Genomic DNA, 20788 nt, shown 5'->3' with positions numbered 1-20788 from the left:
TTATGGGTCTTTTGAAGGTAGTCGTTTAAAGTGGGGTCGTTCATCGCTTTATTTAACTATCTCTTATATGCCTTTATCAAGGTTTTATCAACCCTTATCGGTGGGCAATGTGTTTATATTTTTTACGCTCATTGCCTTGATGAGCATTACGCCATATCTAACAACCGCTTGATACGCTATGATATGTCCATTGATTTTATCGTTACTGTTAACCAACCATGTCTGAAACTTCTGCTGTCAACCAAACCCTTCGTCACTATGCCGCTATGGCAAAGCGACCGATTTATATGGCATGGGGACTATCAGTTGTGTCCACGCTGGTATTGATTGTGCAGTCTTGGCTGATTGCGGTCATCTTTGCAGATTGGTTAACACAAATTACCCATCACCGCCCTGCCACTGACGTATTTTTTGATTATCTGCCGTGGCTACTAGGGTGTCTGTTGCTACGTCCTTTACTGCATTTTTGCAAAGATCAGTTGGCGTTAGATGCGGGTCTACAAGTAGCCAGCATCCTACGAAAAACGCTACTTGAAAAACTGGCACAAGTAGGTGCGGCGCGCCACCAGTATGGCAGTGATGGCGGGCTTGCCAGTATGGTGATTGAGCAATGTGACGCCTTAACGGGCTATGTCAGCCGTTTTTATCTGCAGCGACTGATTGTGGTGACCACGCCTATCATGCTATTAGTCGCCGCTGCGACCCAAAGCTGGATAGCGACGCTGATTTTACTGCTGACCGCACCCCTAGTCCCTGTATTTATGGTATTAATTGGTCATGCCACCGCCCGTAAAAGTCGGCAACAATTTGCCGCGATGGCACAGCTGAGCGGGCGATTTTTGGATTGGTTACGTGGCACGGCGACACTGCAACGGCTGGATGCTGTCGGGCACGCGAGTCAAGACATCGACGCCTCAGCCGAAGCCTACCGTATGCGCACCATGTCGGTACTCAAAATTGCGTTTTTAAACACCGCAGCGCTAGAACTGTTAGCCGCGCTGTCGATTGCGCTACTTGCCGTGTATTTGGGTTTTGGTTTAATCGGTATTTTACCTTGGCAAAAAAACACGGTGCCTGTGCCTTACCAGTCGGCGCTATTTTTACTGCTGTTGGCACCCGAATTTTATGCCCCGCTACGTCAATTGGGCGCAGATTATCATGTCAAAGCGCAAGCGGAAGGTGCGATTGCTGAATTATCACCGTTGTTAGCTTTTCAGCCAGCTGAAAAAACAAAAGCTAACCATTTTTTGTTAACCGCACCCCCTGCCATTGACGCGGATAATATTTGGGTCAATCATCAGCAGCGCATACGGCTCGCGCCGTTAAGTTTTGCTATTGCCGCAGGGGAACGGTTAGCGATTGTCGGTCAAAGTGGCAGCGGCAAATCAACGCTATTGCAAATTTTTTTGGGTTTTTGCGCCTATCAAGGCGATATTTTTATTGATAACCAAAATTTTAACACCATCAATTCCACGCAATTTCGCCACCAAATCGCCTATTTGTCACAGCAAACCATGCTACTGCCGATGAGTATCGCCGATAATTTGCGCATGCCAAACCCAACCGCCAGTGATGACAAACTATGGCAAATTCTTGCGCAAGTGGGCTTAAAACCTTTGATAAAAGCACTGCCAAATCAGCTAGATACTCAGTTGGGAGAACGTGGTAGCGGCTTGTCCGGTGGACAACAGCGACGACTGGCAATAGCCCAGTTACTGTTGCAAGAGGCGCACCTTTGGCTACTCGATGAACCCACTGAGCATTTAGATAGTGATACCGCAGCCGAGATTAATGGGTTATTACAACAAGTGACGAGGGGGAAAACCGTGTTATGGGTGACGCACGATGCCACAAACCTGCCTTGGCTGGATCGGCAAATAAGCCTTGATATTGCATCTACTTTGGCGAAGGCGTAACGGTATGACAGACTCTAATTGTGAAAACAATAGTGAAAATAGGCTTATTAGTCAAAATAACCTTGTCAAAACTCACCGGCAAAAAAAAGCAAACAGTCATCAAACCTTTCGTTTAACCCAGCTGTTTAGCGCGCAGCTAGATAAATGGCTCATTGCTGCCTTGTTAGGCATACTGACTGCGTTATCGGTGATTGGGCTATTGATGACGTCAGGGTGGTTTATTTCTGCGGCAGCCATGGCGGGGATGGTGGCGCTGGGCTCACACAGTTTTAATTATCTGGTACCGGCAGCGATTATCCGTGTGATGGCGATGGTACGTACCGCAGGACGCTATGGTGAAATGATAGTATCCCACCATGCGGTGTTTGGTTTGTTGCAGCGGCTGCGAGTGCGGTTTTTTACCCAGTTTGCACGCCTGCCACTGGTAAAGTTGTCAAGTACCCTACAATCTACCCATGCCATGCACCGTTTAACCCATGATATTGAGGTGCTCAATGAGTTGCCACTGCGCGTGGTATCACCTTGGCTAGTCGCGACCACCGCTAGCTTGCTAGTAGCAATCTTACTTTATCAGTATGAGGTTAACCCCGTCTTGATTGCCATATTTTTAATCGCGGGTTTGATGTTACCTGCCATGCTGACATGGCGTAGTATCAAGCACGCCGGCGCTCATCAGGCATTGGCAGAGTCCAGGCGTGTTAGTTTGCTCAATCCGCTATCGGCGCTTACCCATTTATTGATTTGGCAGCGCTGGCAATCCGAATTGACTGCTTTTAACAGCCTCGACACTCAGCATACGCATCAGCAAAAGCGCATCCAGCGCGCCCAATCATTGGTCATGCTAATCATGCAGTGGCTGATTGCAGCGGTTTTGGTCGGCTTGTTAGTGGGTTTTTATCACACGCCCCTTGTCATCAGTGTGCCGATGTTGCTTGCGCTATTCCTCGGTATCATGGGCATGACTGACTTGCTAGCACCGTTAGTCACCCATTCGCTAGCCCTTGGCAATAGTTTGGCAGCAAAACACCAACTCAATGAATTACTCAATCCTTCGCTACAACCTAGCCAGCATTTAACGCCTGATTTAAACCATCATTTAAACCATGATTTAGCCCCTTTAGCGATTGATGTTGCGCGCCTAAATGCGCCACTCACCCTCACCATCAATCAGCTCGCTGGCAAAATGCCGCAAGCGATTGTCGGTTTCAAAGCTTTCAGCTTGACTGCCACCCAAGGCATCCCTGTATTGATTACTGGGCGCTCGGGCGCGGGAAAATCAACACTGTTACAAGTGCTAGCCCATGAACTAGCACCGCAACAAGGCAGCATCGAGCTCAATGGGATGGATTGGCTAGCGTTACACGATACGCCAGCACTCACAGGTTATCTGGGGCAGCAGATTGATATTTTTGACCAGACTTTAGCGACCAATTTAAGACTGGGCAGCGCCGATGCCAGTGATGAACAGCTTTGGCAAGTGCTGGGTAAGGTTGGGCTCAAAGACTGGGCGCGCAGTCAGCCGCTACAATTACAGACCCCGCTAGGGGAATACGGGCAAGCCATTTCCGGTGGACAAGCCAGACGCATTGCCTTGGCACGGCTATTACTCACCCCAAAAAAAATCTTGCTGCTTGATGAGCCGTTTGCAGGACTTGATAAAAAAAGCCGTGAAGCACTGTGGCAAATGCTGGTACAGCATCAGCAGCAAGGCATTTTAATCATTGTCACCCACCATCTTTGGCAAACCGAGTGTCCAATTAATATCGTGCAACTACCTGAGCCTGATGTTTTTATTTAACCTGTCAGAGGAAGGCTTGATTTGACAGGCAAAAAAATTGATATAAACATTTTTGCCCATTGTTACAGGCGTTTATGCAAAGCAAATTTTTTGATTGTATTGCTATAACCTACCTAGCCTGATTCTGCGTTATCGCTAAGTTTCTGCTGTCTTAATTTTTGTATGATAGTATTATCCAATCAAGGGTTATCAACAACTATATTAACAACCGCAGGAAAACCTATGAACTTAGCAAAATTTAACCCCTCATTTTTAGCCACTGGGCTTAGTGTAGCCTTGCTTAGTGTCGTTACAGGTGCGACACTCACCGCCTGTGCGAGCACCTCAGCGGCACCACAAGCACAAAAAATGCAAAAACGCCATCCAGCCAATGCCAAGAACTTTGAGCAACGCTTACAAGCCATGCAGGCCAACGCCCAAGCAGCCGCCAATGCCAGCATCAGTGCCTCTCAAGCGGTCGCCTTGGTACAAAAACAAACCGCGAACACACGCATTGTTGGTGTACGCTATCATGACAATAGCAACCGACCCAACCCAAACCCTGCCCGTATCGCCAACAACGCCAATGACAACATTGTCGGCTACCGGGTTATGACCCTTAATGCGAATGGTCAACCACAACTGTATATCGTCAATGCCTCTAATGGTCAAGTAACCCAAGCAACTATGCGATCACGGCCATCACGACCAGCGCGTCCGCAACAAACTAATAACCCCAACAACAATCAACCGCCTGCGCCGCCTGCCATCAATATCAGCCTAGAACGCGCTATGCAATTGGCAGCGAACCAAGTAGGTGGTGAAGCCATTGGCGCCCATTTAGGTGGGGATAAAGGGGGCAAAATGGGTCATGGTCCTCGTGACGGTCACCGCCGCTTTAACAGAGACCCACAAACGGGCAATACAGGCATGCCGCCTGCACCAAACCCTGCCCAAAATCAATCACCTAGAACCCCAAGCTATCAGATTGAGGTGGTAAAAGGTAAAGAAGTCTATCATGTCAAAGTTGATGCCCAAACAGGTGCCGTGAGCGATGTCAAATCACTTAACGACCTCAACCGTCGTGCGCCTACTCAGCCATAATTGAGTGCCAAATGGCAACTTTGCCTATGAGCAACACCGTCATTCTTAGAATGGCGGTTTTTTGTGTTATAGTCTATTTATTGAACAGTATTCGTGTATAAAGGTATCCCAATGAGAGTATTACTCGTCGAAGATGACGTATTCATTGCCGACAGTCTGATTGATAGTCTAGAAGAAGAAGCGTATGCGGTAGACTGGGCACAAGATGGGCGAGAAGCGATTTTGACCCTCAAAGTCGAATCGTATGACGTGATTTTGCTGGATTTGGGCTTGCCAGAAATTGACGGCATGAGCGTGTTAGAGACGCTTCGCAGTGCCAAAATCGACACGCCTGTACTTGTGCTGACCGCCCGAGACCAAATCAAAGACCGCGTGAGAGGGCTGGATGCTGGGGCAGATGACTATATGACTAAGCCATTTGCGATGAGTGAATTACTCGCTCGTATGCGTGTGTTGGTGCGCCGCTCACAAGGCAATAGCCAAAACACCCTACAAGTTGGCGACTTAACCCTTGATATCAATGCCAAACGCCTCAAACGTGACGGCATAGAAATCGATATTACCGCCAAAGAATACATGCTGCTCACCACTTTTATGACCGCGCCCGATAAAGTGTTTTCAAAAAGTGAATTGGAAAATTCTATCTACAATTGGGAGGCGGGGATAGAGAGCAATGCCATTGAATTTTTAATCTATGGACTGCGCAAAAAAATTGGTCAAAAACGCATTAAAAACATTCGGGGTTTAGGCTGGTATATCAGCGCCGAATCCCAAGACTAACAAAAAGTGATACCAAAAGGCCTCAAAAAACATCTAAACAATGACCGCCAAATAGCGGCTAAAATGACCATGACTACCCCTACAAAAACAGCCCTGCCGTTGCAAAAATCACTACAAAAACAATTGCTGGTTTGGATACTTGGCACATTATTATCGATTGGCATTTTGGTACAAATTGCGGTATTTTGCTATACCTATCAAGAGTTTAATACCTCACAAGAAACCAATCTTAGCTATCTTGCTGAGCTGGTTAGCTCGCGCTCAACCCTGCGACTCCCTCCCCGTAACCTGAAACCTAATAGGCGGCTATCAAACCCAGATAACGATTTTGCACCGCAAGACTTACCACCGCCTAGACCGCCTATACCAGCTATCGTAGCTTCTGCCCCTAGCAGTAGCACGCCGACCACTGTTTTCTCGCCCAATGATGAAAGCAACGTACTACAGTATCAAGGCGTTAAAGACGGTGTGCAAGTTGATATCTTCCCTGCCCGTTTTGGCAAAATTGACACCAATTTTATTGAGCCAATGGCTCACCCGCAATTGGTTAACACCCCTATTGGTTTTAGTGAATTAACCCTTGATGGTGAAATTTGGAAAGTCTTTCGTAAAGACACCCCAAGGCGGGTGATTTTTGTGCGTCAACCTGTCGAATGGCAGAAAAAAATTGCCTTAAAATCGGCTTGGCAATCCATTATTCCAATTTTACTAACCACCCTGTTGCTGCTTGCACTATTACCTTGGGTATTAAAGCGCGTATTGCGTCCGATTCAGATATTAGCTAAGCAAATGGCAAAACGTCATGGGCAAGATCTCAGCTTGATTGAGCTACCCACTGACAGCCAACATCGCTCAATTCTGCCCAGCGAGCTCATGCCCTTGGTCATTGAAATCAATGCGTTGTTACAACGGGTTGACACGCATATCCAAAACCAAAATCGCTTCATCGCGGATGCAGCACATGAGCTACGCTCGCCATTGACCGCCATCTCGCTGCAAGTGCAACAACTGCAAAAATACAGTCAAGACGCGGCGATGTATAGCGACCCTGCAAGGCAAGCCAAATTCAAACAAAACATTCATAAACTCGCTGTCAGAGTGAAGCACAATCAACATCTGGTGGAACAGCTACTCACCCTTGCCCGTATGGAAGCCCAGCAATCACAGCTGACCGAGCGCACCAACACGCCCACCGATTTAATCGCCGTGCTACGAGAAGCCATCAAACTGCTATTTCCGATTGCCGATAGCAAAGACCAAACCCTGTCAGTTGACAACCATCTTACCGCGCTAGGTACCTCAGCGACGCAGGTCAGTGTAGATGAAACCGCCTTGTTTATCCTTCTCAAAAATTTACTGCAAAATGCCATTTTATACACCCAAGCCACAGGCAATATCGCTGTTGTCATTGACCAGATGACTATCGAAGATTTAACACAAACGTCAAGCAACACCTATACCAATTTAGCCAACGCATTGACCCCGACCCCTGTGTTGGTGAACAACGCTAGCAACACGCTCAATCACCGCGCAAAACGACTCATCGTCCAAGTTGCCGATACCGGCATTGGCATTGATGCAGCCCATTATCAAGACGTCTTTCAACCCTTCTACCGCGTCAATCAAAATTCATCGAGCGCATCACTAGGACAAGGACAAACAAGCAGTACACAAACCCATAGCGATACTGCCAAAAAATCTTTTTCCTCCAAAGACACAAGCGCCCATTCAGGTTTGACGGTGATTGGTGGTACGGGATTGGGTTTATCGATTGTTTATCAAATCTGCCAACAAGCCAATATCGATATTTATCTCAGCCCTACGCAAGTGGTTGACAACAACGCCCAAACCACTGCCACCACCCAAGGCTTAACCGTAACCTTGGTGTTTTAGCCTGCCTCAAAAACAACGTGATTTTGACAAATCATTGCTGCTTTTTTTAAATCATTGTTCAATCTAGTTTTCTCAAACGTATAATTGCGGTATAAAGTACAACAACTATGCTTGGGTAAAACGGAAGTCAACTTTACGATGTTTGATTTTATATTGAAAAAAAATAAAAAAAATGCGCTGGACTCAATGCATGACAAGCCATCGGGTGTGTTTAATAAACTGGTATTTTATAGCGGTTTATTCGCTGTATTGCTTGCGATTATTGAGACAGGCTTTGATTTTAAAGTTTGGTTGCATGGCGTGGCTTCGACGTTTTATTTAATCGTGCTTGGGCTTAATTTTATTGAATTATTGAGTCAATATGTGCAAAAAGGTATACGCTCAAAGCTTGTGCTCACGTTTGATTTGTCCATTGCTTTATTAGTCATTGCGTTATTGGTGACACATTTTTTTGCCGATAATAGTTCTTTTTTATACAAATTCTTGTTTGAAAAATCCTTGATAAAAATTGCGTTGTTGGTTTCTTTTATTCGTCAGTTATTGGTGATGGAGTTTAGCTTTAAGATAGTCGTGGCGCACCCTGCCCAGTTGTTTATTTTAAGTTTTTTATTGCTTATTTTGCTCGGCACGTTTTTGCTGATGATGCCAAATGCCACATATGGTCATATTGCGTTTGTTGATGCTTTATTTACTGCCACGAGTGCGGTGTGTATTACGGGTCTCGCGGTAAAAGATACCGGCGCTTTTTTTACCCCATTGGGTCAAATTATTATCATGTGTTTGTTTCAATTGGGCGGCTTAGGGATTTTGACTTTTGCCACTTATTTTAGCTATTTTTTTCGGGGACGCATCAGTTATCAGACACAGCTACAGCTTGGGCATGTGACCTCAGCCAATCGTATGAGTGATGTACTAAAGACGCTCAAAGTAATTTTCGCGGTCACCTTTGCGGTGGAGTCCGTGGCAGCCATAGCGATTTATCTCAGTATGCTTGATGTCCCTATGAGTATCCATCGTCGCATCTTTTTTTCGGTTTTTCATGCCATCTCTGCATTTTGTAATGCAGGTTTTTCAACGATGAGTGATAGCTTATATGAGTTACAACTGCGCTTTAATTATCCGTTACAAATGGTGGTGGCGGTGACGTTTTTGTTTGGAGGATTGGGGTTTGCGATAGTTGCCAATGTCGTGGAATATTTGCGCCATCAGGTGATGCGCCTGTTGTTTCCTAACCGCTCACGATATGGTGCCAAGCCGTGGCTACTGAGTATCAATAGTCGCATTAGTCTAGTGACGACCTTGTCCTTGCTAGTGCTTGCCTTTGTCAGTGTGCTTGCATTTGAGTGGCAAGGTACTTTAACTGAGCATACCAGTGTCATTGGCAAACTTGTGACAGGGTTTTTTGTGGCAGCTGCACCGCGCTCATCAGGAATCAATGTGGTAGACATGGCACAGCTAGCGCCGCCGACCGTGATGCTTACCATTGCACTGATGTGGGTCGGGGCAGCCCCAAACTCTACAGGCGGCGGTATCAAAACCACGACCTTTGCGGTCGCTGTGCTCAATATTGTGTCACTGGCACGCGGCTATTCTCGTATCGAAGTATTTCGTCGTGAAATTGCGGATATCTCAGTGAAGCGGGCATTTGCGATTATCTGTTTGTCAGTGATTATCATTGCGTTTGGTTGTACGTTAATACGCTGGGCAGAGCCCAACATGAGTATGACAGAAGTGTTATTTGAAAGTGTTTCTGCTTACACTACCACAGGTCTAAGCTTAGGTATCACCCCGCATTTAAGTGCGTTTAGCAAATCCGTACTGATTGGGCTGATGTTTTGTGGACGGGTTGGGGCGTTGACCATCTTAATTGCCTTATTGAATCGCCCAAGGCATCAAAGCTATCGCTATCCCAGCGAAGAGATTATTATCACCTAAAGATAAATTGATAAGGTATAGATATGAAATACATCATCGTCGGTCTAGGCAATTTTGGCTCATCACTTGCCACCAAACTCACCAGTCAAGGGCATGAGGTCATTGGTATTGATATCGATATGGATAAAGTTGAGCGCTACAAAGAATCCATTTCGCACACGATTTGTATCGATTCTACCAGTGAAAACGCCGTCTCAGGGTTACCCATCGCCCAAACAGATGTGGTGCTCATTACCATTGGCGAAGACCAAGGGCAAAACGTGATGGTCACTGCCCTATTCAAAAATCTCAATGCCAAATATATCATTAGCCGAGCGATTAACCCACTGCATGAAAAAGTGCTACAAGCATTGGGGGTGGATGACATCATCCAACCTGAAAACGAGGCGGCAACCCACTGGGCAAAGAAACTCTCCTTAAATGGCTTAATTGACTCGTTTGAACTCGACAATGATTATAGTATCGTTCAAATACAGACACCGCCTACATTTTACGGTAAAACAGTTCACGCGCTTGATTTAATCAATCAGTTTAATGTGATGCTGTTAACCACCATTTCATTTCACCAAAACCAATTTGGATTTGGTCGAAATCAAACTAAATCCAAAATTGATGGCATTGTGCATCCAGATTTTGTCATTGAGCCTGATACGGTTTTAGTATTATTTGGGGAAACCAACGACTTAAGACGACTGTTCAAGTATATGCACGCCTCCCAGAATAGTTGACAATACTCCATCAAAGCATCTAGTCGTTGTGGCTAATTTTTTGATTTTCGCTAGGCTTCTTGTGCTTGAACAACGGCTTGCGACCTTGTAGGTCATCAGCCAAAATTTTTGGTCACAAGCGTTTGGTCACGTTAGTTTTACTTAAATATCAAACGTGGATATCTTTTCAACTTAACAATCAAAATCAATTTTCCTAATTACATCAAGAGAAAAATGTATAAAACAACATATTTTTTAAAATCAATAACTTATTATAAAATTTAAGCCAAAAAAAACCTCAAATCAGGGGAGATTTGAGGCATAAAACTTTAAAAATTTCGTTTTTAAATCCACTAAAATAAGTGGCGCAGCGGACGGGACTCGAACCCGCGACCCCCGGCGTGACAGGCCGGTATTCTAACCAACTGAACTACCACTGCACGGTAGCTGATAACGATGATATAGGTTGGTGGGTCGTGACGGATTCGAACCGCCGACATTCTGCGTGTAAGGCAGACGCTCTACCAACTGAGCTAACGACCCTGACAGGCAATCTATAAGCCAATCAAGTTGCTTCAATATCATCGAAGTGACGCGTATTATATAGACTTGTCATGGATTGTCAACTAGTTATTTAAAGATTTTTTCGATATCTTTTTGCAAGCTTGGCATCTCTTTTTCAAATTGGCTTGTGTCACCTATCAGGGTCGGCATCATCACCTGCACAAACTCACTGGAAACTTGCGATTGTTTGCCCAAGATGCGTTGTCCCATTGGGGTCTCATAAAATTGGTTGAGGGCATCGACTTCAGCTTGGGTATAAGTCTTTTTGGCAATCGCTTGATAGGCTTGTTGCAGTTGCTGTTTAGAGATGGGTTGGTCTAATTGCTTTCCCAAGACGGTGCTATATTTAACAAAGATATTTTTAAGTTGTTTTTGCGCATGACGGCTAAAAATGCCCGCGTTTTCATCCGTAGGCAACTCTTGAGGTAGCCCTTTCATCATATTGGCAGCTTGCTGACGTTGGGCAATCATTTCATCAATCATTTTATCGATATGTAGCACCTTGATAAGCTTGTCAAGCGATGCATCCGTGGGCTGGGTTTGCAATTCATTGATAGTCGTAACTGGTGTTTGAGCATTGACTGGGCTGTTCTGAATGATTAATTCGGCGTAAGCAGGATGAACCAACATAGTCATACCAGTCGAGGTCAATAAAGTTAGCAAGGCTAATTTTTTAGCATTTAATGACCCTGATGGATTTAACGGTGTGTTGGGTTTTTTAGCGGGATATTGATGACGCATTCTTTTGCCTATTTGATATCACATTGGGAAATATTGTTACTTTGAAAACGCAATGCTTTACGCATCTGTGCAGCTTTTTGGCGACATTCTTGCAAACTATCTTTGATTTCAAGGGGTGGAACACGGGTTGGCTTGCCATGTTGATCCACCGCGACCATGGTAAAATAACAACTGTTGGTATGGCGTATCGTACGGTTTTGGATATTTTCTGCTTGCACTCGAATACCCACTTCCATCGAAGTTTTACCCACATAATTGACGCTTGCCAAAAAGGTGACCAACTCCCCTACATGAATCGGCTCACGAAAAATTACTTGATCCACCGATAGCGTCACCACGTAACCACCACTATAGCGACTGGCACAAGCATAAGCCACTTGGTCAAGCATCTTTAATAAATCGCCGCCATGCACATTGCCAGTGAAGTTTGCCAAGTCAGGCGTCATCAGCACAGACATGGTAAGTTCGTTTTGTAAAGGGGCAACTTGCAAATTTTGATTTGATTCAATGGCGTTGGGCACAATGACGATCCTTCTTAATTCATATAACAATTATTATAAAAAATTATTAACCTCGGCAGCCTAGCTCTGAATTAACATAGCTTTAAATCAACGCGGCTTTGAATCAATGCTGTGAATTAACTTGACCCATACCGTGATGCCTTAATCGCTAAAGTAGCAAATTCGCCTTATCATCACAATAGCCAATCAGTAACTGGCTGATTACTAGCCACAATCTAGTTAAATAATAAAACCGTTGAGCCATAGAATGGTTGAATAATAAAAAAATCCGAATATTTGTAATATAGGGCTTGACAGTCACGGTTAATTTGCTAAAATACGCACCACTTAAACGCTGCGATGATTTTTTCAGGTTTAACAAAAAATTCTACCGCTTATTCTCCAATAGCTCAGTCGGTAGAGCAATGGACTGTTAATCCATGTGTCCCTGGTTCGAGCCCAGGTTGGAGAGCCATATTAAGAAGACCTTTAACAACGCTTGTTAAAGGTCTTTTTTTATGTGGTATTTTTTATCTATCGTTATTGCTATGAGTCATTTTGATTGCTATGGGTCATTTTGCATCATGAATTTTATTAATATTTTTTGCTAAAAATGCTTGACTCATTTTTTAAATCTCAGTAATATACGCACCACTTGATTATCTGTTCTCCAATAGCTCAGTCGGTAGAGCAATGGACTGTTAATCCATGTGTCCCTGGTTCGAGCCCAGGTTGGAGAGCCAATCAAGCCAAATTCTGTTGTATATTTTGAACCCGTTCCCTTGTGAATGGGTTTTTTTATGAGCAAAGTTTAGCAATTTGCTGTTTAATACGCCTTTGTTTGCTACCCTATTATCTCACCTGCTAAAGTACTTAAGATACTATTGATAAGGTACTAGTTATGACGCTGTCGTTTTCCCCTACCCAATCTCAATTTTTAGCCCTGCAACAAGCGATTAATAAAGACCGCATCACCCAGCTAGTAAGCGATCATCAGCAAGGTAATCTGTCGTCAGATGATAAATCTTACTATGAAAGCTTAATCACCCAATTTATCGAATTAATCAAGCTGCCTGATAGCGCGCATTTAGCCATGCAGCTTTTACCAGAATTCAAAATCACCGTGCCAGCCTTGCTTGATGGCATGGCTTATCGCGCAGTGGCTGATAAAAACCCGAAAGCGTGTGTGTTTGCCGCATATATGATTGACCAATCGCTGTTGCAGCGCGATATGACGCCCCTGTTCAATGTGATTATTGAATTCGGTACGCCTGAGCTGTGGGTTGAATTGGTGAAAAAAGTAAATAATGCCCCTGCCGATCGCATCGTTGAGAGGGTTTATCAATGCGACAAATCGGTACAGACCTATTGGGAACAACAAATTTTGTAAAGAAAATTGGCTTGATGGTCGCATCGAGCGTTAAGCTAATGCAACATTTGGCTAAGATTTTTGTAGGAATTTTACGTTTGCCTTGCTTGTTTCTCGCCAATGAAATAATTACACTAGGTTAAAGATATCTAATTGTGCTAAATTTTCCGTCTAATTGATAAACTGGTTACATCTAGCTTCATTGCTAAAAATTGATCACACGCGAGGCATGCAAATGATTACTAAAATCAAAAAAAGTCAACAAGTCATGGTTCCTATCCATATCAAAATCACTGAAGAAATGCGGGATTTGTTGAACCAAGTCGCCAAAAATCATGGTTTTCCACGTATTCAAGGCTTGATTCGCTTATATATTCGCCGGGGACTTGATGCCGAGAATGTCGGCTACTCACTCGCCAAAGACAGCCGTTTTATCGAAAAGCTGAAGCGTCAAGGGGTGTCAGACGAGGTGATTTTTGGAGCGATTGAGGAGACAGCCAATGAGTCAGAAACCAAAATAACTGATACGGCAAAACCTTAAGCATTTTTAGCCCCATAAAAAAACCCAAAACGCAAATGTTTTGGGTTTTTTACGATTCATCAACGCTTTTATACGCTTATCTTTTATAGACTTATTCTTTATACAATTATACAGTGGGATGATTCACAACGGGCGGTAATGGATGACCATTGAGCGCTGCGTCCAAGCGCTGTTTGTCTAGCGCATTTTCCCAACGTGACACGACAATCGTCGCACAGGCATTACCGGTTAAGTTGGTCAATGCACGGCACTCTGACATAAAGCGGTCAATCCCTAAGATAAGCGCCATCCCTTCGATTGGCACAGTTGGCACCACCGCCAAAGTGGCCGCCAAGGTGATAAAACCAGCGCCCGTGATACCTGCCGCGCCTTTTGAGCTTAACATTGCGACCAATAATAACGTAATTTCTTGGGTCAATGTCAAATCAATATTACAGGCTTGCGCGATGAATAACGCTGCCATGGTCATATAGATGTTGGTACCATCTAGGTTAAATGAATACCCTGTTGGAATCACCAAACCGACCACTGATTTTTCGCAGCCTGCGCGTTCAAGTTTTTGCATCAAGGTTGGTAGTGCTGCTTCTGATGAACTGGTGCCTAACACCAATAGCAATTCATCTTTGATGTATTTAATCATCTTGATGATTGAAAAGCCGTTATAACGTGCCACAGCACCGAGCACCACCAGCACAAATAGCAATGAAGTGATATAAAAACAGGCTATCAAAAAGGCTAAGTTACCCAGTGAGTGCACCCCATACTTACCAATAGTAAATGCCATCGCCCCAAACGCACCAATCGGCGCAGCTTTCATCAAGATTTCAACCGCTTTAAACACAGGCGCAGATAACTCTTGAAAGAAGTTTAACACGGGACGAGCACGATCACCCACGGATGCTAAAGAAACACCAAACAGTACTGAAACAAATAACACTTGCAAGATATTCCCTTCCGTCAGTGGACTTACCATGGTTTCCGGAATAATATTCATCAAAAAACCGGTAATTGTACTATCGTGCGCTTTGCTAACATACTCAGACACTTTAGCCGCATCTTTCCCTGTTGCCAGTGTGGCGGGATCGATATTGAGACCCGCGCCAGGTTGCAACACATTAGCAACCACAAGACCGATAATCAATGCCAAGGTTGAAAAGGTAATGAAATACAGCATTGCTTTACCAGCAACACGACCGACTCGCTTCATATTGCTCATACCAGCAATACCCGTCACCACTGTCAAGAAAATAACGGGGGCGATAATCATTTTAACCAATTTAATAAATGCATCACCCAGTGGTTTCATTGCCTCGCCCACTTCTGGGGCAAAGACGCCAAGCAAGATACCCAGTACAATGGCGATAATCACTTGTACATACAGAATTTGGTACCATTTACGGGGTTTGGGGGGTTCCACGAGTGTGGTGGTATCGATAGGTATCATGACAGATACACTCCTTTATCTGACGAACCCTAAAACTGGGATAAGGTTACATTTGCGATAAAAATTGTGGAACAAATTTAGCCAAATAGTCGCACAACCTTTAGAATTTTATCAACAATCATTAGAAAATCTAATGGATTGCAGTGCTGCGTATATTAACAATGTGATAACGTGTCAGCAAGGTAATTTTCAACATTATTGTTAAGCTGCAATGGGTCACATAGAGGCACTAAAACAATCCGTTGTATCAATATTTTTAGACGCAGGATTGGTGAGTTATTAAGCGTTTTTTGCTTCAATATTTTGCTTAACATCAGCGCAAGGTATGAAGTCCAAGTATTAAGCAAGGTGTTCAGCATAGTTATCTAACTTTCTATTTAGCTTTCTTTTGCTTTCTTTCGCTAATATTTTTTGCATTAACGTAAAAAAATGCTTGCATTGTTATTTCACTTGTATATAATAGCCACCACAATTTGGAAGCTTGGCAGAGCGGTTGAATGCACCGGTCTTGAAAACCGGCAAGGGTGCGAGCCCTTCGAGAGTTCGAATCTCTCAGCTTCCGCCATATTAAAAAAACCCCTGACTTAATTAAGTTTTGGGGTTTTTTATTGCCTAAGATTTATCCCTATGAATATCATTCTTTTACCACAAAATACCTCATCGACCGCTATTATTAATGATAAAACGAGCGTGATGCACTTAAAACAGGTGCTTAAAGTGACATTGGGCGACACAGTGAAAGTCGGTATCAAAAATGGGCATTTAGGGACAGCGGTTGTGAGCAATATCCACGATTCAAGCATCGAATTATCGCAAATCCACTGTACTATTGCGCCACCTGTCAAATTGCCACTGACTGTTATTTTGGCAATTCCCCGCCCCAAGGTATTGCGTCGTCTATTTTTGGACATGACGGCGATGGGTGTCCAGCATATTATCTTGGTCAATAGTTACCGTAGTGAAAAGAGCTACTGGCAAACCCCATTTTTAACTCAGCTCGATAACTATATCCATGAAGGCTTACAACAAGCCTGCGATACCGTAAGCCCAACCGTAAGCCTCAAAAAGCGCTTAAAACCCTTTGTTGAGGATGAACTACCTGCTTTAATCGCAGGTAAACAGGCGATTTTGGCACATCCTTACGCCAATGAGCAGTTTACCCAAGTGTGGGATAATGCCTTGCCACATGTGCTAGTGATTGGGGCTGAAGGCGGCTGGATCGATTATGAAGTCGAATTATTCAAAACCGCTGGCTGCCAAGTGGCGCATATTGGCAATCGCATCTTACGCACTGAGAATGCCGTGAGTGTGCTCTGCGGTCATGCACTGTTAACTAGCCAATAAAAACAGCCCTACATTGCCCTCAGATAAGCTGCTATCGCCAAAGTTAAGCGGATGCAGGTGTGAAAAAATCATTACAACAACATAACAATTTTGTCTTGGGACTGATTTTGCATAAGGGTGTATGATATTTCCTGCTTCATGTCATAACGATAAAATTAAATAATATTGCATAACTAGATAAAATAACGAGATAAAAAGGAAAGCTGATGAAAGCGAGTGATATCTTAGATAACGCGACGTTTATGCCTTTTACTGCCCCACCTTGTTCGAATGGTCCTTACGAATTTTTTGACCGCGAATACTTTATCATCACCTACCGCACTGATCCCGAAAAACTGCGCGATATTGTACCTGAGCCACTCCAAATCACTGATGAGGCACTGGTGAGTTACGAGTTTATCCGCATGCCCAACAGCACAGGATTCGGCAACTATACTGAATCAGGACAAGTGATTGAAGTGATTGATGCCGAAGGTCGTCATGCCAATTATACCCATTGTATGTTTTTGGATGACTTTGGACCTACCGCGGGCGGGCGTGAGCTGTGGGGTTTTCCAAAAAAAATGGCATCGCCTGTATTAACCGTTGACAACACCGACACCCTACTTGGCACCCTCGACTATGGTAGTGTGCGCGTAGCCACAGGCACTATGGCGTATAAATATGATGAGCTGGACAAAGCCACCGTTAAAGCCAATATGGAAAAAACGCCCAATTATTTATTAAAACTCATTCCCCATGTCGATGGCACGCCGCGTATTTGCGAGTTGGTGCGTTATTATTTGACCGATGTAGAAGTCAAAGCAGCCTATACAGGACCTGCTACCTTACAGTTATTTGACCATGTGATGGCACCCGTGTCAAAATTACCTGTGCTAGAAATCGTCAAAACCTCTCATATTATTGCTAATCTTACCCTTGCGTTGGGTGAAGTAGCGGTAGATTACATTGCCGATGCGCAAGCTCGTCCCGATAGTAACTTTCAATAATTAATTTTCAATAAGTAAAAACGTCATAATAAAACCACTTTGTCATAAAAAATTAAGGAGAAAAACATGGCTACCCAACTCACTACCGATTTAACCGGTAAAGTCGCACTCGTCACTGGCTCTGCAAGTGGTATCGGTCGCGATATCGCAGAAACCTATGCCAAATCAGGCGCTGCGGTAGGTATTGCAGATATCAACCCAGATGCGGCGCAAGCAACCGTGGATGCAATCAAAGCTGCAGGCGGTAAAGCAGTCGCCATTGCAATGGATGTGACCAATGAAGATGCGGTAAACGCTGGCGTGGATAAACTGGTACAAGAATTTGGGGATCTTGATATTTTGGTGTCCAATGCCGGTATCCAAATCATCAACCCCATCGACCAATTTAGCTACGCTGATTGGAAAAAAATGATTGCCATTCATCTAGACGGTGCTTTTTTGACTACCAAAGCGGCACTTAAATACATGTATCAAAATGATAAAGTAGGTACCGTCATTTATATGGGCTCAGTCCACTCGCATGAAGCATCAGCCCTAAAAGCGCCGTACGTCTCTGCCAAACACGCGCTATTAGGTCTAGCCCGCGTATTGGCTAAAGAAGGTGCAGCCCACAACGTGCGCTCATACGTGGTATGCCCAGGCTTTGTCAAAACCCCATTGGTTGAAAAACAAATCCCAGAACAAGCCAAAGAAAAAGGCATTTCTGAAGAAGAAGTGGTAAAAAACGTGATGCTAGGTCAAACCGTTGATGGTGAATTTACCACAACCGATGATATCGCTCAATTAACCTTATTCTTAACCGCTTTCCCAACCAATGCGATGACAGGTCAATCATTTATCGCAAGTCACGGCTGGTTTATGAAATAGCTGACTATTAGCTTATAAAACCAAAGTACGAAACAAAGTACAAGCATAGACTACAAAACTGATTGATAAAAAAGGACTAGCTTGGCTAGTCCTTTTTTTTTGCGTTTGCAATCTATATAAATGGTTAATTCACGGCTTACAGATCGTCAATGAACTTTCGACCATCACTCGACACAGGTTCATGGTCAATTTTTTGAATCTCTGATTTTATAAGCTGTTCCTTATTATCAGCGATACATTGCATGATCATGGCAAGTTGTTGCTTGGTCGCATCTTGATATTTTTCTGCTAAAATTTGCCCGACGTGACCGGCGGTTTGGGCGGCTTTTGGGTTGGCAAGCCAGTGAGCCAGCTGCTGCGTTAATTCATCATTACCATTGACTTGCACCAATGCACCGGCTTGTTTTAACTGATCCACAATCAGTTGGCAAGATTGGGTATACTGCCCCATAATAATCGGCTTGCCGACAATGGCTGCTTCTATCGGATTATGCCCTCCGATATTGACCAAAGACCCACCGACAATGGCAATGTCCGAAAGAGCATACCACACGCCAAGCTCACCCATACTATCTGCCAAATAAACGCTCTCATTTTTGGCAGGTTCGCCATCTTGACTACGACGAATCACCGGCAAATTTTTGGAATCAATCAATTTGGCGACATCATCAAACCGCTCGGGATGACGTGGCACGATAATGAGTAGCGGATGACGGTTGGCATACTGGGCTTTCACGGTTAAAAAACTGTCTAAAATTGCCAATTCTTCGCCTTCATGGGTGCTGGCTGCCAAAATCACGGCGCGATCTGACAAGTTCCAACTTTCTCGTAACTTTTCGGCACGGCTTAGCATCAACGGGTTGGTTTTACTAGACCATTTAAGCGAGCTGGCAATGCGGATTTTGTCACTGGTAGCCCCCAATTGGCGAAAGCGTTTGGCAGAATCGCTGTCTTGGGCGATGATAAGGCTTAAGTTATCCATCATGCTTTGGCTAAGCTTGGCAGCTTTTTGATATCCCTTAAAAGATTTTTCAGACAAGCGACCATTAACCAAAATCGTGGCAATTTGACGATTATTGAGTTCAGCAAGCGTGGTGCCCCACAATTCAGTCTCGATAAATAACGCGGCGACGGGTTGGACATGTGCCAAAAATTTATCAATCACCGCTTTGCTATCGACCGGTACAAAACTATGGTATACCTTGCCGGCTGCTATCTCAGGCGCAAACAGCTGCTCGACGCGGTTAAAGCCTGTATGAGTGGTATTGGTCACCCACAGCGCATAGCCTTGCGCGAGCAAATCTCTTAAAATCGGTTCGGCGGTATTGGTTTCACCGAGTGACACCGCATGACACCAAATCATCGGCTGATGGGTGTGAATCTCAGGAAATACTTGACCAAAGCGTTGCTGCTTTTCATTAGGCAAGGTGGTTTTGCTCGCAAGTTTTAGTTGGTATAGTGGCTTTAACAGCGACATGGCGAGACGATAGTATAACGGTGTGGCTTGCATAACGACTCTTGGAACAACTTAATAAAAAAATGCCGTTATTGTAAAAAACGAGGGCTAAAATAGCAATAAAAAACCCTACTTTGTAAGTAGGGTTTTTGAACTTAAGCGTTAGCTACATTCAAGACCAGCCATTAGGCTTGTTCTGTCCAGCGTTTTTGTGATTCTTTAATCACCGCTTTGGCTTCTTCAATGTCGCCCCAGCTTTCAACTTTGGTTGTGCCCGCTTTTTTCAAATCTTTATAGTGATTGAAATGGAACTCGATTTGCTTAATCAGCTGCTGTGGTAAATCTGCAAGGGTATTAATAGCATTACCGTTGTTGCGGTCATCGGCAGGTACCACAACCACTTTATCATCTACTTCACCATCATCCACGAATTTCATCACGCCAATGACTTTGGCTTCGATAAAGATGCCTGTTGGTAGCGGGGTGTCAGTGATGATCAGTGCGTCTAATTCGTCGCCATCTTCATCAAGGGTTTGTGGGATAAAACCATAGTTGGTAGGTTTGGCAAATAATTGTGGCTCTACGCGGTCAAGTTGCATCACGCCAAGTTTACGGTTCCATTCGATTTTGTTGTTTGAACCCGCTGGAATCTCGATAACCACGTTAATCACGCCGCCATCAACATCACCCGCATCAAGAATTTGGTTAAAATCTGCCATGAGTTTTTCCTTTTTGTTAGTAAAGTTGTTTACAAAACTGCTTGTAAAAAAGTAGCCTAAAAGTGGGTCGATTATAGCAAAGTCTGTTGGCTTTCTCTATTTATTCCCGCCACAACTTCTAGGAGATTATGAATATGCATAG

17 protein-coding genes and 5 tRNA genes are annotated in these 20788 nt (G+C 44.2%); 15 read left to right on the top strand and 7 right to left on the bottom strand.

Annotated features, from left to right (window positions below; genetic code table 11):
• Nucleotides 1-218: 218 nt before the first annotated feature.
• From cydD to LAJ61_RS09070, 7 genes are all read left to right on the top strand, one after another.
• Entirely contained in the window at nt 219-1916 is a 1698-nt protein-coding gene (gene cydD, locus LAJ61_RS09100) for a thiol reductant ABC exporter subunit CydD (protein WP_224053649.1), read from the top strand.
• A gap of 4 nt (nt 1917-1920) precedes the next feature.
• Nucleotides 1921-3714, top strand: a complete 1794-nt coding sequence (locus tag LAJ61_RS09095) for an amino acid ABC transporter ATP-binding/permease protein (protein ID WP_224053648.1) — start codon at nt 1921-1923, stop codon at nt 3712-3714.
• A gap of 222 nt (nt 3715-3936) precedes the next feature.
• The gene (locus tag LAJ61_RS09090; RefSeq protein ID WP_224053647.1) at nt 3937-4797 is read left to right on the top strand and encodes a PepSY domain-containing protein; all 861 of its coding nucleotides are present in this window, start codon (nt 3937-3939) and stop codon (nt 4795-4797) included.
• Between the two features lie 111 nt (nt 4798-4908).
• On the top strand, nt 4909-5577 hold the full coding sequence (locus LAJ61_RS09085) for a response regulator (RefSeq protein WP_224053646.1): 669 nt from the start codon (nt 4909-4911) through the stop codon (nt 5575-5577).
• Between the two features lie 63 nt (nt 5578-5640).
• Nucleotides 5641-7470: a sensor histidine kinase gene (locus tag LAJ61_RS09080; protein ID WP_224053645.1), complete on the top strand. Its 1830-nt coding sequence runs from the start codon at nt 5641-5643 to the stop codon at nt 7468-7470.
• 153 nt (nt 7471-7623) lie between these two features.
• Complete coding sequence (locus LAJ61_RS09075) at nt 7624-9405, top strand: TrkH family potassium uptake protein (RefSeq protein WP_224053644.1); 1782 nt, start codon at nt 7624-7626, stop codon at nt 9403-9405.
• A gap of 23 nt (nt 9406-9428) precedes the next feature.
• Nucleotides 9429-10133 (top strand): potassium channel family protein, encoded by a 705-nt coding sequence (locus LAJ61_RS09070; RefSeq protein ID WP_050324178.1) that lies wholly within the window; start codon nt 9429-9431, stop codon nt 10131-10133.
• Nucleotides 10134-10475: 342 nt separating this feature from the next.
• On the opposite strand, the gene LAJ61_RS09065 is transcribed toward LAJ61_RS09070, so the two are convergent.
• From LAJ61_RS09065 to LAJ61_RS09050, 4 genes are all read right to left on the bottom strand, one after another.
• Nucleotides 10476-10552 (bottom strand) — tRNA-Asp (locus LAJ61_RS09065).
• 27 nt (nt 10553-10579) lie between these two features.
• A tRNA-Val gene (locus LAJ61_RS09060) sits at nt 10580-10655 on the bottom strand.
• Nucleotides 10656-10742: 87 nt separating this feature from the next.
• The gene (locus LAJ61_RS09055; RefSeq protein ID WP_224053643.1) at nt 10743-11417 is read right to left on the bottom strand and encodes a DUF2059 domain-containing protein; all 675 of its coding nucleotides are present in this window, start codon (nt 11415-11417) and stop codon (nt 10743-10745) included.
• An 8-nt stretch (nt 11418-11425) separates the two neighbouring features.
• A complete protein-coding gene (locus LAJ61_RS09050) occupies nt 11426-11875 on the bottom strand; it encodes an acyl-CoA thioesterase (RefSeq protein ID WP_051499411.1) in 450 nt (149 codons plus the stop codon).
• A gap of 441 nt (nt 11876-12316) precedes the next feature.
• Here LAJ61_RS09050 and LAJ61_RS09045 point away from each other — a divergent pair.
• From LAJ61_RS09045 to LAJ61_RS09030, 4 genes are all read left to right on the top strand, one after another.
• Nucleotides 12317-12392, top strand: a tRNA-Asn gene (locus LAJ61_RS09045).
• Between the two features lie 192 nt (nt 12393-12584).
• Nucleotides 12585-12660, top strand: a tRNA-Asn gene (locus tag LAJ61_RS09040).
• A 158-nt stretch (nt 12661-12818) separates the two neighbouring features.
• Complete coding sequence (locus tag LAJ61_RS09035; RefSeq protein WP_224053642.1) at nt 12819-13307, top strand: hypothetical protein; 489 nt, start codon at nt 12819-12821, stop codon at nt 13305-13307.
• A 214-nt stretch (nt 13308-13521) separates the two neighbouring features.
• A complete protein-coding gene (locus tag LAJ61_RS09030) occupies nt 13522-13827 on the top strand; it encodes a CopG family transcriptional regulator (RefSeq protein WP_224053641.1) in 306 nt (101 codons plus the stop codon).
• A gap of 106 nt (nt 13828-13933) precedes the next feature.
• Here the strand turns inward: LAJ61_RS09030 and LAJ61_RS09025 are convergent, their stop codons facing one another.
• A complete protein-coding gene (locus LAJ61_RS09025; RefSeq protein WP_224053640.1) occupies nt 13934-15271 on the bottom strand; it encodes a dicarboxylate/amino acid:cation symporter in 1338 nt (445 codons plus the stop codon).
• Nucleotides 15272-15746: 475 nt separating this feature from the next.
• Between LAJ61_RS09025 and LAJ61_RS09020 the strand changes: the two genes are divergently transcribed.
• The 4 genes from LAJ61_RS09020 (at nt 15747) to LAJ61_RS09005 (ending at nt 18471) form a co-directional block, all read left to right on the top strand.
• A tRNA-Ser gene (locus tag LAJ61_RS09020) sits at nt 15747-15836 on the top strand.
• A gap of 62 nt (nt 15837-15898) precedes the next feature.
• Nucleotides 15899-16615, top strand: coding sequence for a 16S rRNA (uracil(1498)-N(3))-methyltransferase (locus LAJ61_RS09015; RefSeq protein WP_224053639.1), 717 nt, complete (start codon nt 15899-15901; stop codon nt 16613-16615).
• 206 nt (nt 16616-16821) lie between these two features.
• Nucleotides 16822-17604, top strand: a complete 783-nt coding sequence (locus LAJ61_RS09010; protein WP_224053638.1) for an acetoacetate decarboxylase — start codon at nt 16822-16824, stop codon at nt 17602-17604.
• A gap of 66 nt (nt 17605-17670) precedes the next feature.
• Nucleotides 17671-18471 (top strand): 3-hydroxybutyrate dehydrogenase, encoded by an 801-nt coding sequence (locus LAJ61_RS09005; RefSeq protein ID WP_224053637.1) that lies wholly within the window; start codon nt 17671-17673, stop codon nt 18469-18471.
• Nucleotides 18472-18607: 136 nt separating this feature from the next.
• Here LAJ61_RS09005 and LAJ61_RS09000 read toward each other — a convergent pair whose 3' ends face one another.
• Nucleotides 18608-19981, bottom strand: coding sequence for a 3-deoxy-D-manno-octulosonic acid transferase (locus tag LAJ61_RS09000; RefSeq protein ID WP_224053636.1), 1374 nt, complete (start codon nt 19979-19981; stop codon nt 18608-18610).
• Nucleotides 19982-20112: 131 nt separating this feature from the next.
• Complete coding sequence (locus LAJ61_RS08995; RefSeq protein WP_060994803.1) at nt 20113-20646, bottom strand: inorganic diphosphatase; 534 nt, start codon at nt 20644-20646, stop codon at nt 20113-20115.
• Between the last annotated feature and the right edge of the window lie 142 nt (nt 20647-20788).

The sequence above is a fragment of the Faucicola osloensis genome, from assembly GCF_020041925.1.
Classification (GTDB): Bacteria; Pseudomonadota; Gammaproteobacteria; order Pseudomonadales; family Moraxellaceae; genus Faucicola; species Faucicola osloensis_D.
Note: the sequence above shows the minus strand (reverse complement) of the source record. Positions and strands in the feature narration are given on the sequence as shown.

Bases quoted from the DNA above. Each gene is read 5' to 3' on its own strand.
- LAJ61_RS09085 (WP_224053646.1), top strand. From the start codon at position 4,909: ATGAGAGTATTACTCGTCGAAGATGACGTATTCATTGCCGACAGTCTG.
- LAJ61_RS09035 (WP_224053642.1), top strand. From the start codon at position 12,819: ATGACGCTGTCGTTTTCCCCTACCCAATCTCAATTTTTAGCCCTGCAA.
- LAJ61_RS09010 (WP_224053638.1), top strand. From the start codon at position 16,822: ATGAAAGCGAGTGATATCTTAGATAACGCGACGTTTATGCCTTTTACT.
- LAJ61_RS09015 (WP_224053639.1), top strand. From the start codon at position 15,899: ATGAATATCATTCTTTTACCACAAAATACCTCATCGACCGCTATTATT.
- LAJ61_RS09005 (WP_224053637.1), top strand. From the start codon at position 17,671: ATGGCTACCCAACTCACTACCGATTTAACCGGTAAAGTCGCACTCGTC.
- LAJ61_RS09055 (WP_224053643.1), bottom strand. From the start codon at position 11,417: ATGCGTCATCAATATCCCGCTAAAAAACCCAACACACCGTTAAATCCA.
- LAJ61_RS09070 (WP_050324178.1), top strand. From the start codon at position 9,429: ATGAAATACATCATCGTCGGTCTAGGCAATTTTGGCTCATCACTTGCC.
- LAJ61_RS09030 (WP_224053641.1), top strand. From the start codon at position 13,522: ATGATTACTAAAATCAAAAAAAGTCAACAAGTCATGGTTCCTATCCAT.
- LAJ61_RS09095 (WP_224053648.1), top strand. From the start codon at position 1,921: ATGACAGACTCTAATTGTGAAAACAATAGTGAAAATAGGCTTATTAGT.
- LAJ61_RS09025 (WP_224053640.1), bottom strand. From the start codon at position 15,271: ATGATACCTATCGATACCACCACACTCGTGGAACCCCCCAAACCCCGT.
- cydD (WP_224053649.1), top strand. From the start codon at position 219: ATGTCTGAAACTTCTGCTGTCAACCAAACCCTTCGTCACTATGCCGCT.
- LAJ61_RS09050 (WP_051499411.1), bottom strand. From the start codon at position 11,875: ATGTCTGTGCTGATGACGCCTGACTTGGCAAACTTCACTGGCAATGTG.
- LAJ61_RS09080 (WP_224053645.1), top strand. From the start codon at position 5,641: ATGACCATGACTACCCCTACAAAAACAGCCCTGCCGTTGCAAAAATCA.
- LAJ61_RS09090 (WP_224053647.1), top strand. From the start codon at position 3,937: ATGAACTTAGCAAAATTTAACCCCTCATTTTTAGCCACTGGGCTTAGT.
- LAJ61_RS08995 (WP_060994803.1), bottom strand. From the start codon at position 20,646: ATGGCAGATTTTAACCAAATTCTTGATGCGGGTGATGTTGATGGCGGC.
- LAJ61_RS09000 (WP_224053636.1), bottom strand. From the start codon at position 19,981: ATGCAAGCCACACCGTTATACTATCGTCTCGCCATGTCGCTGTTAAAG.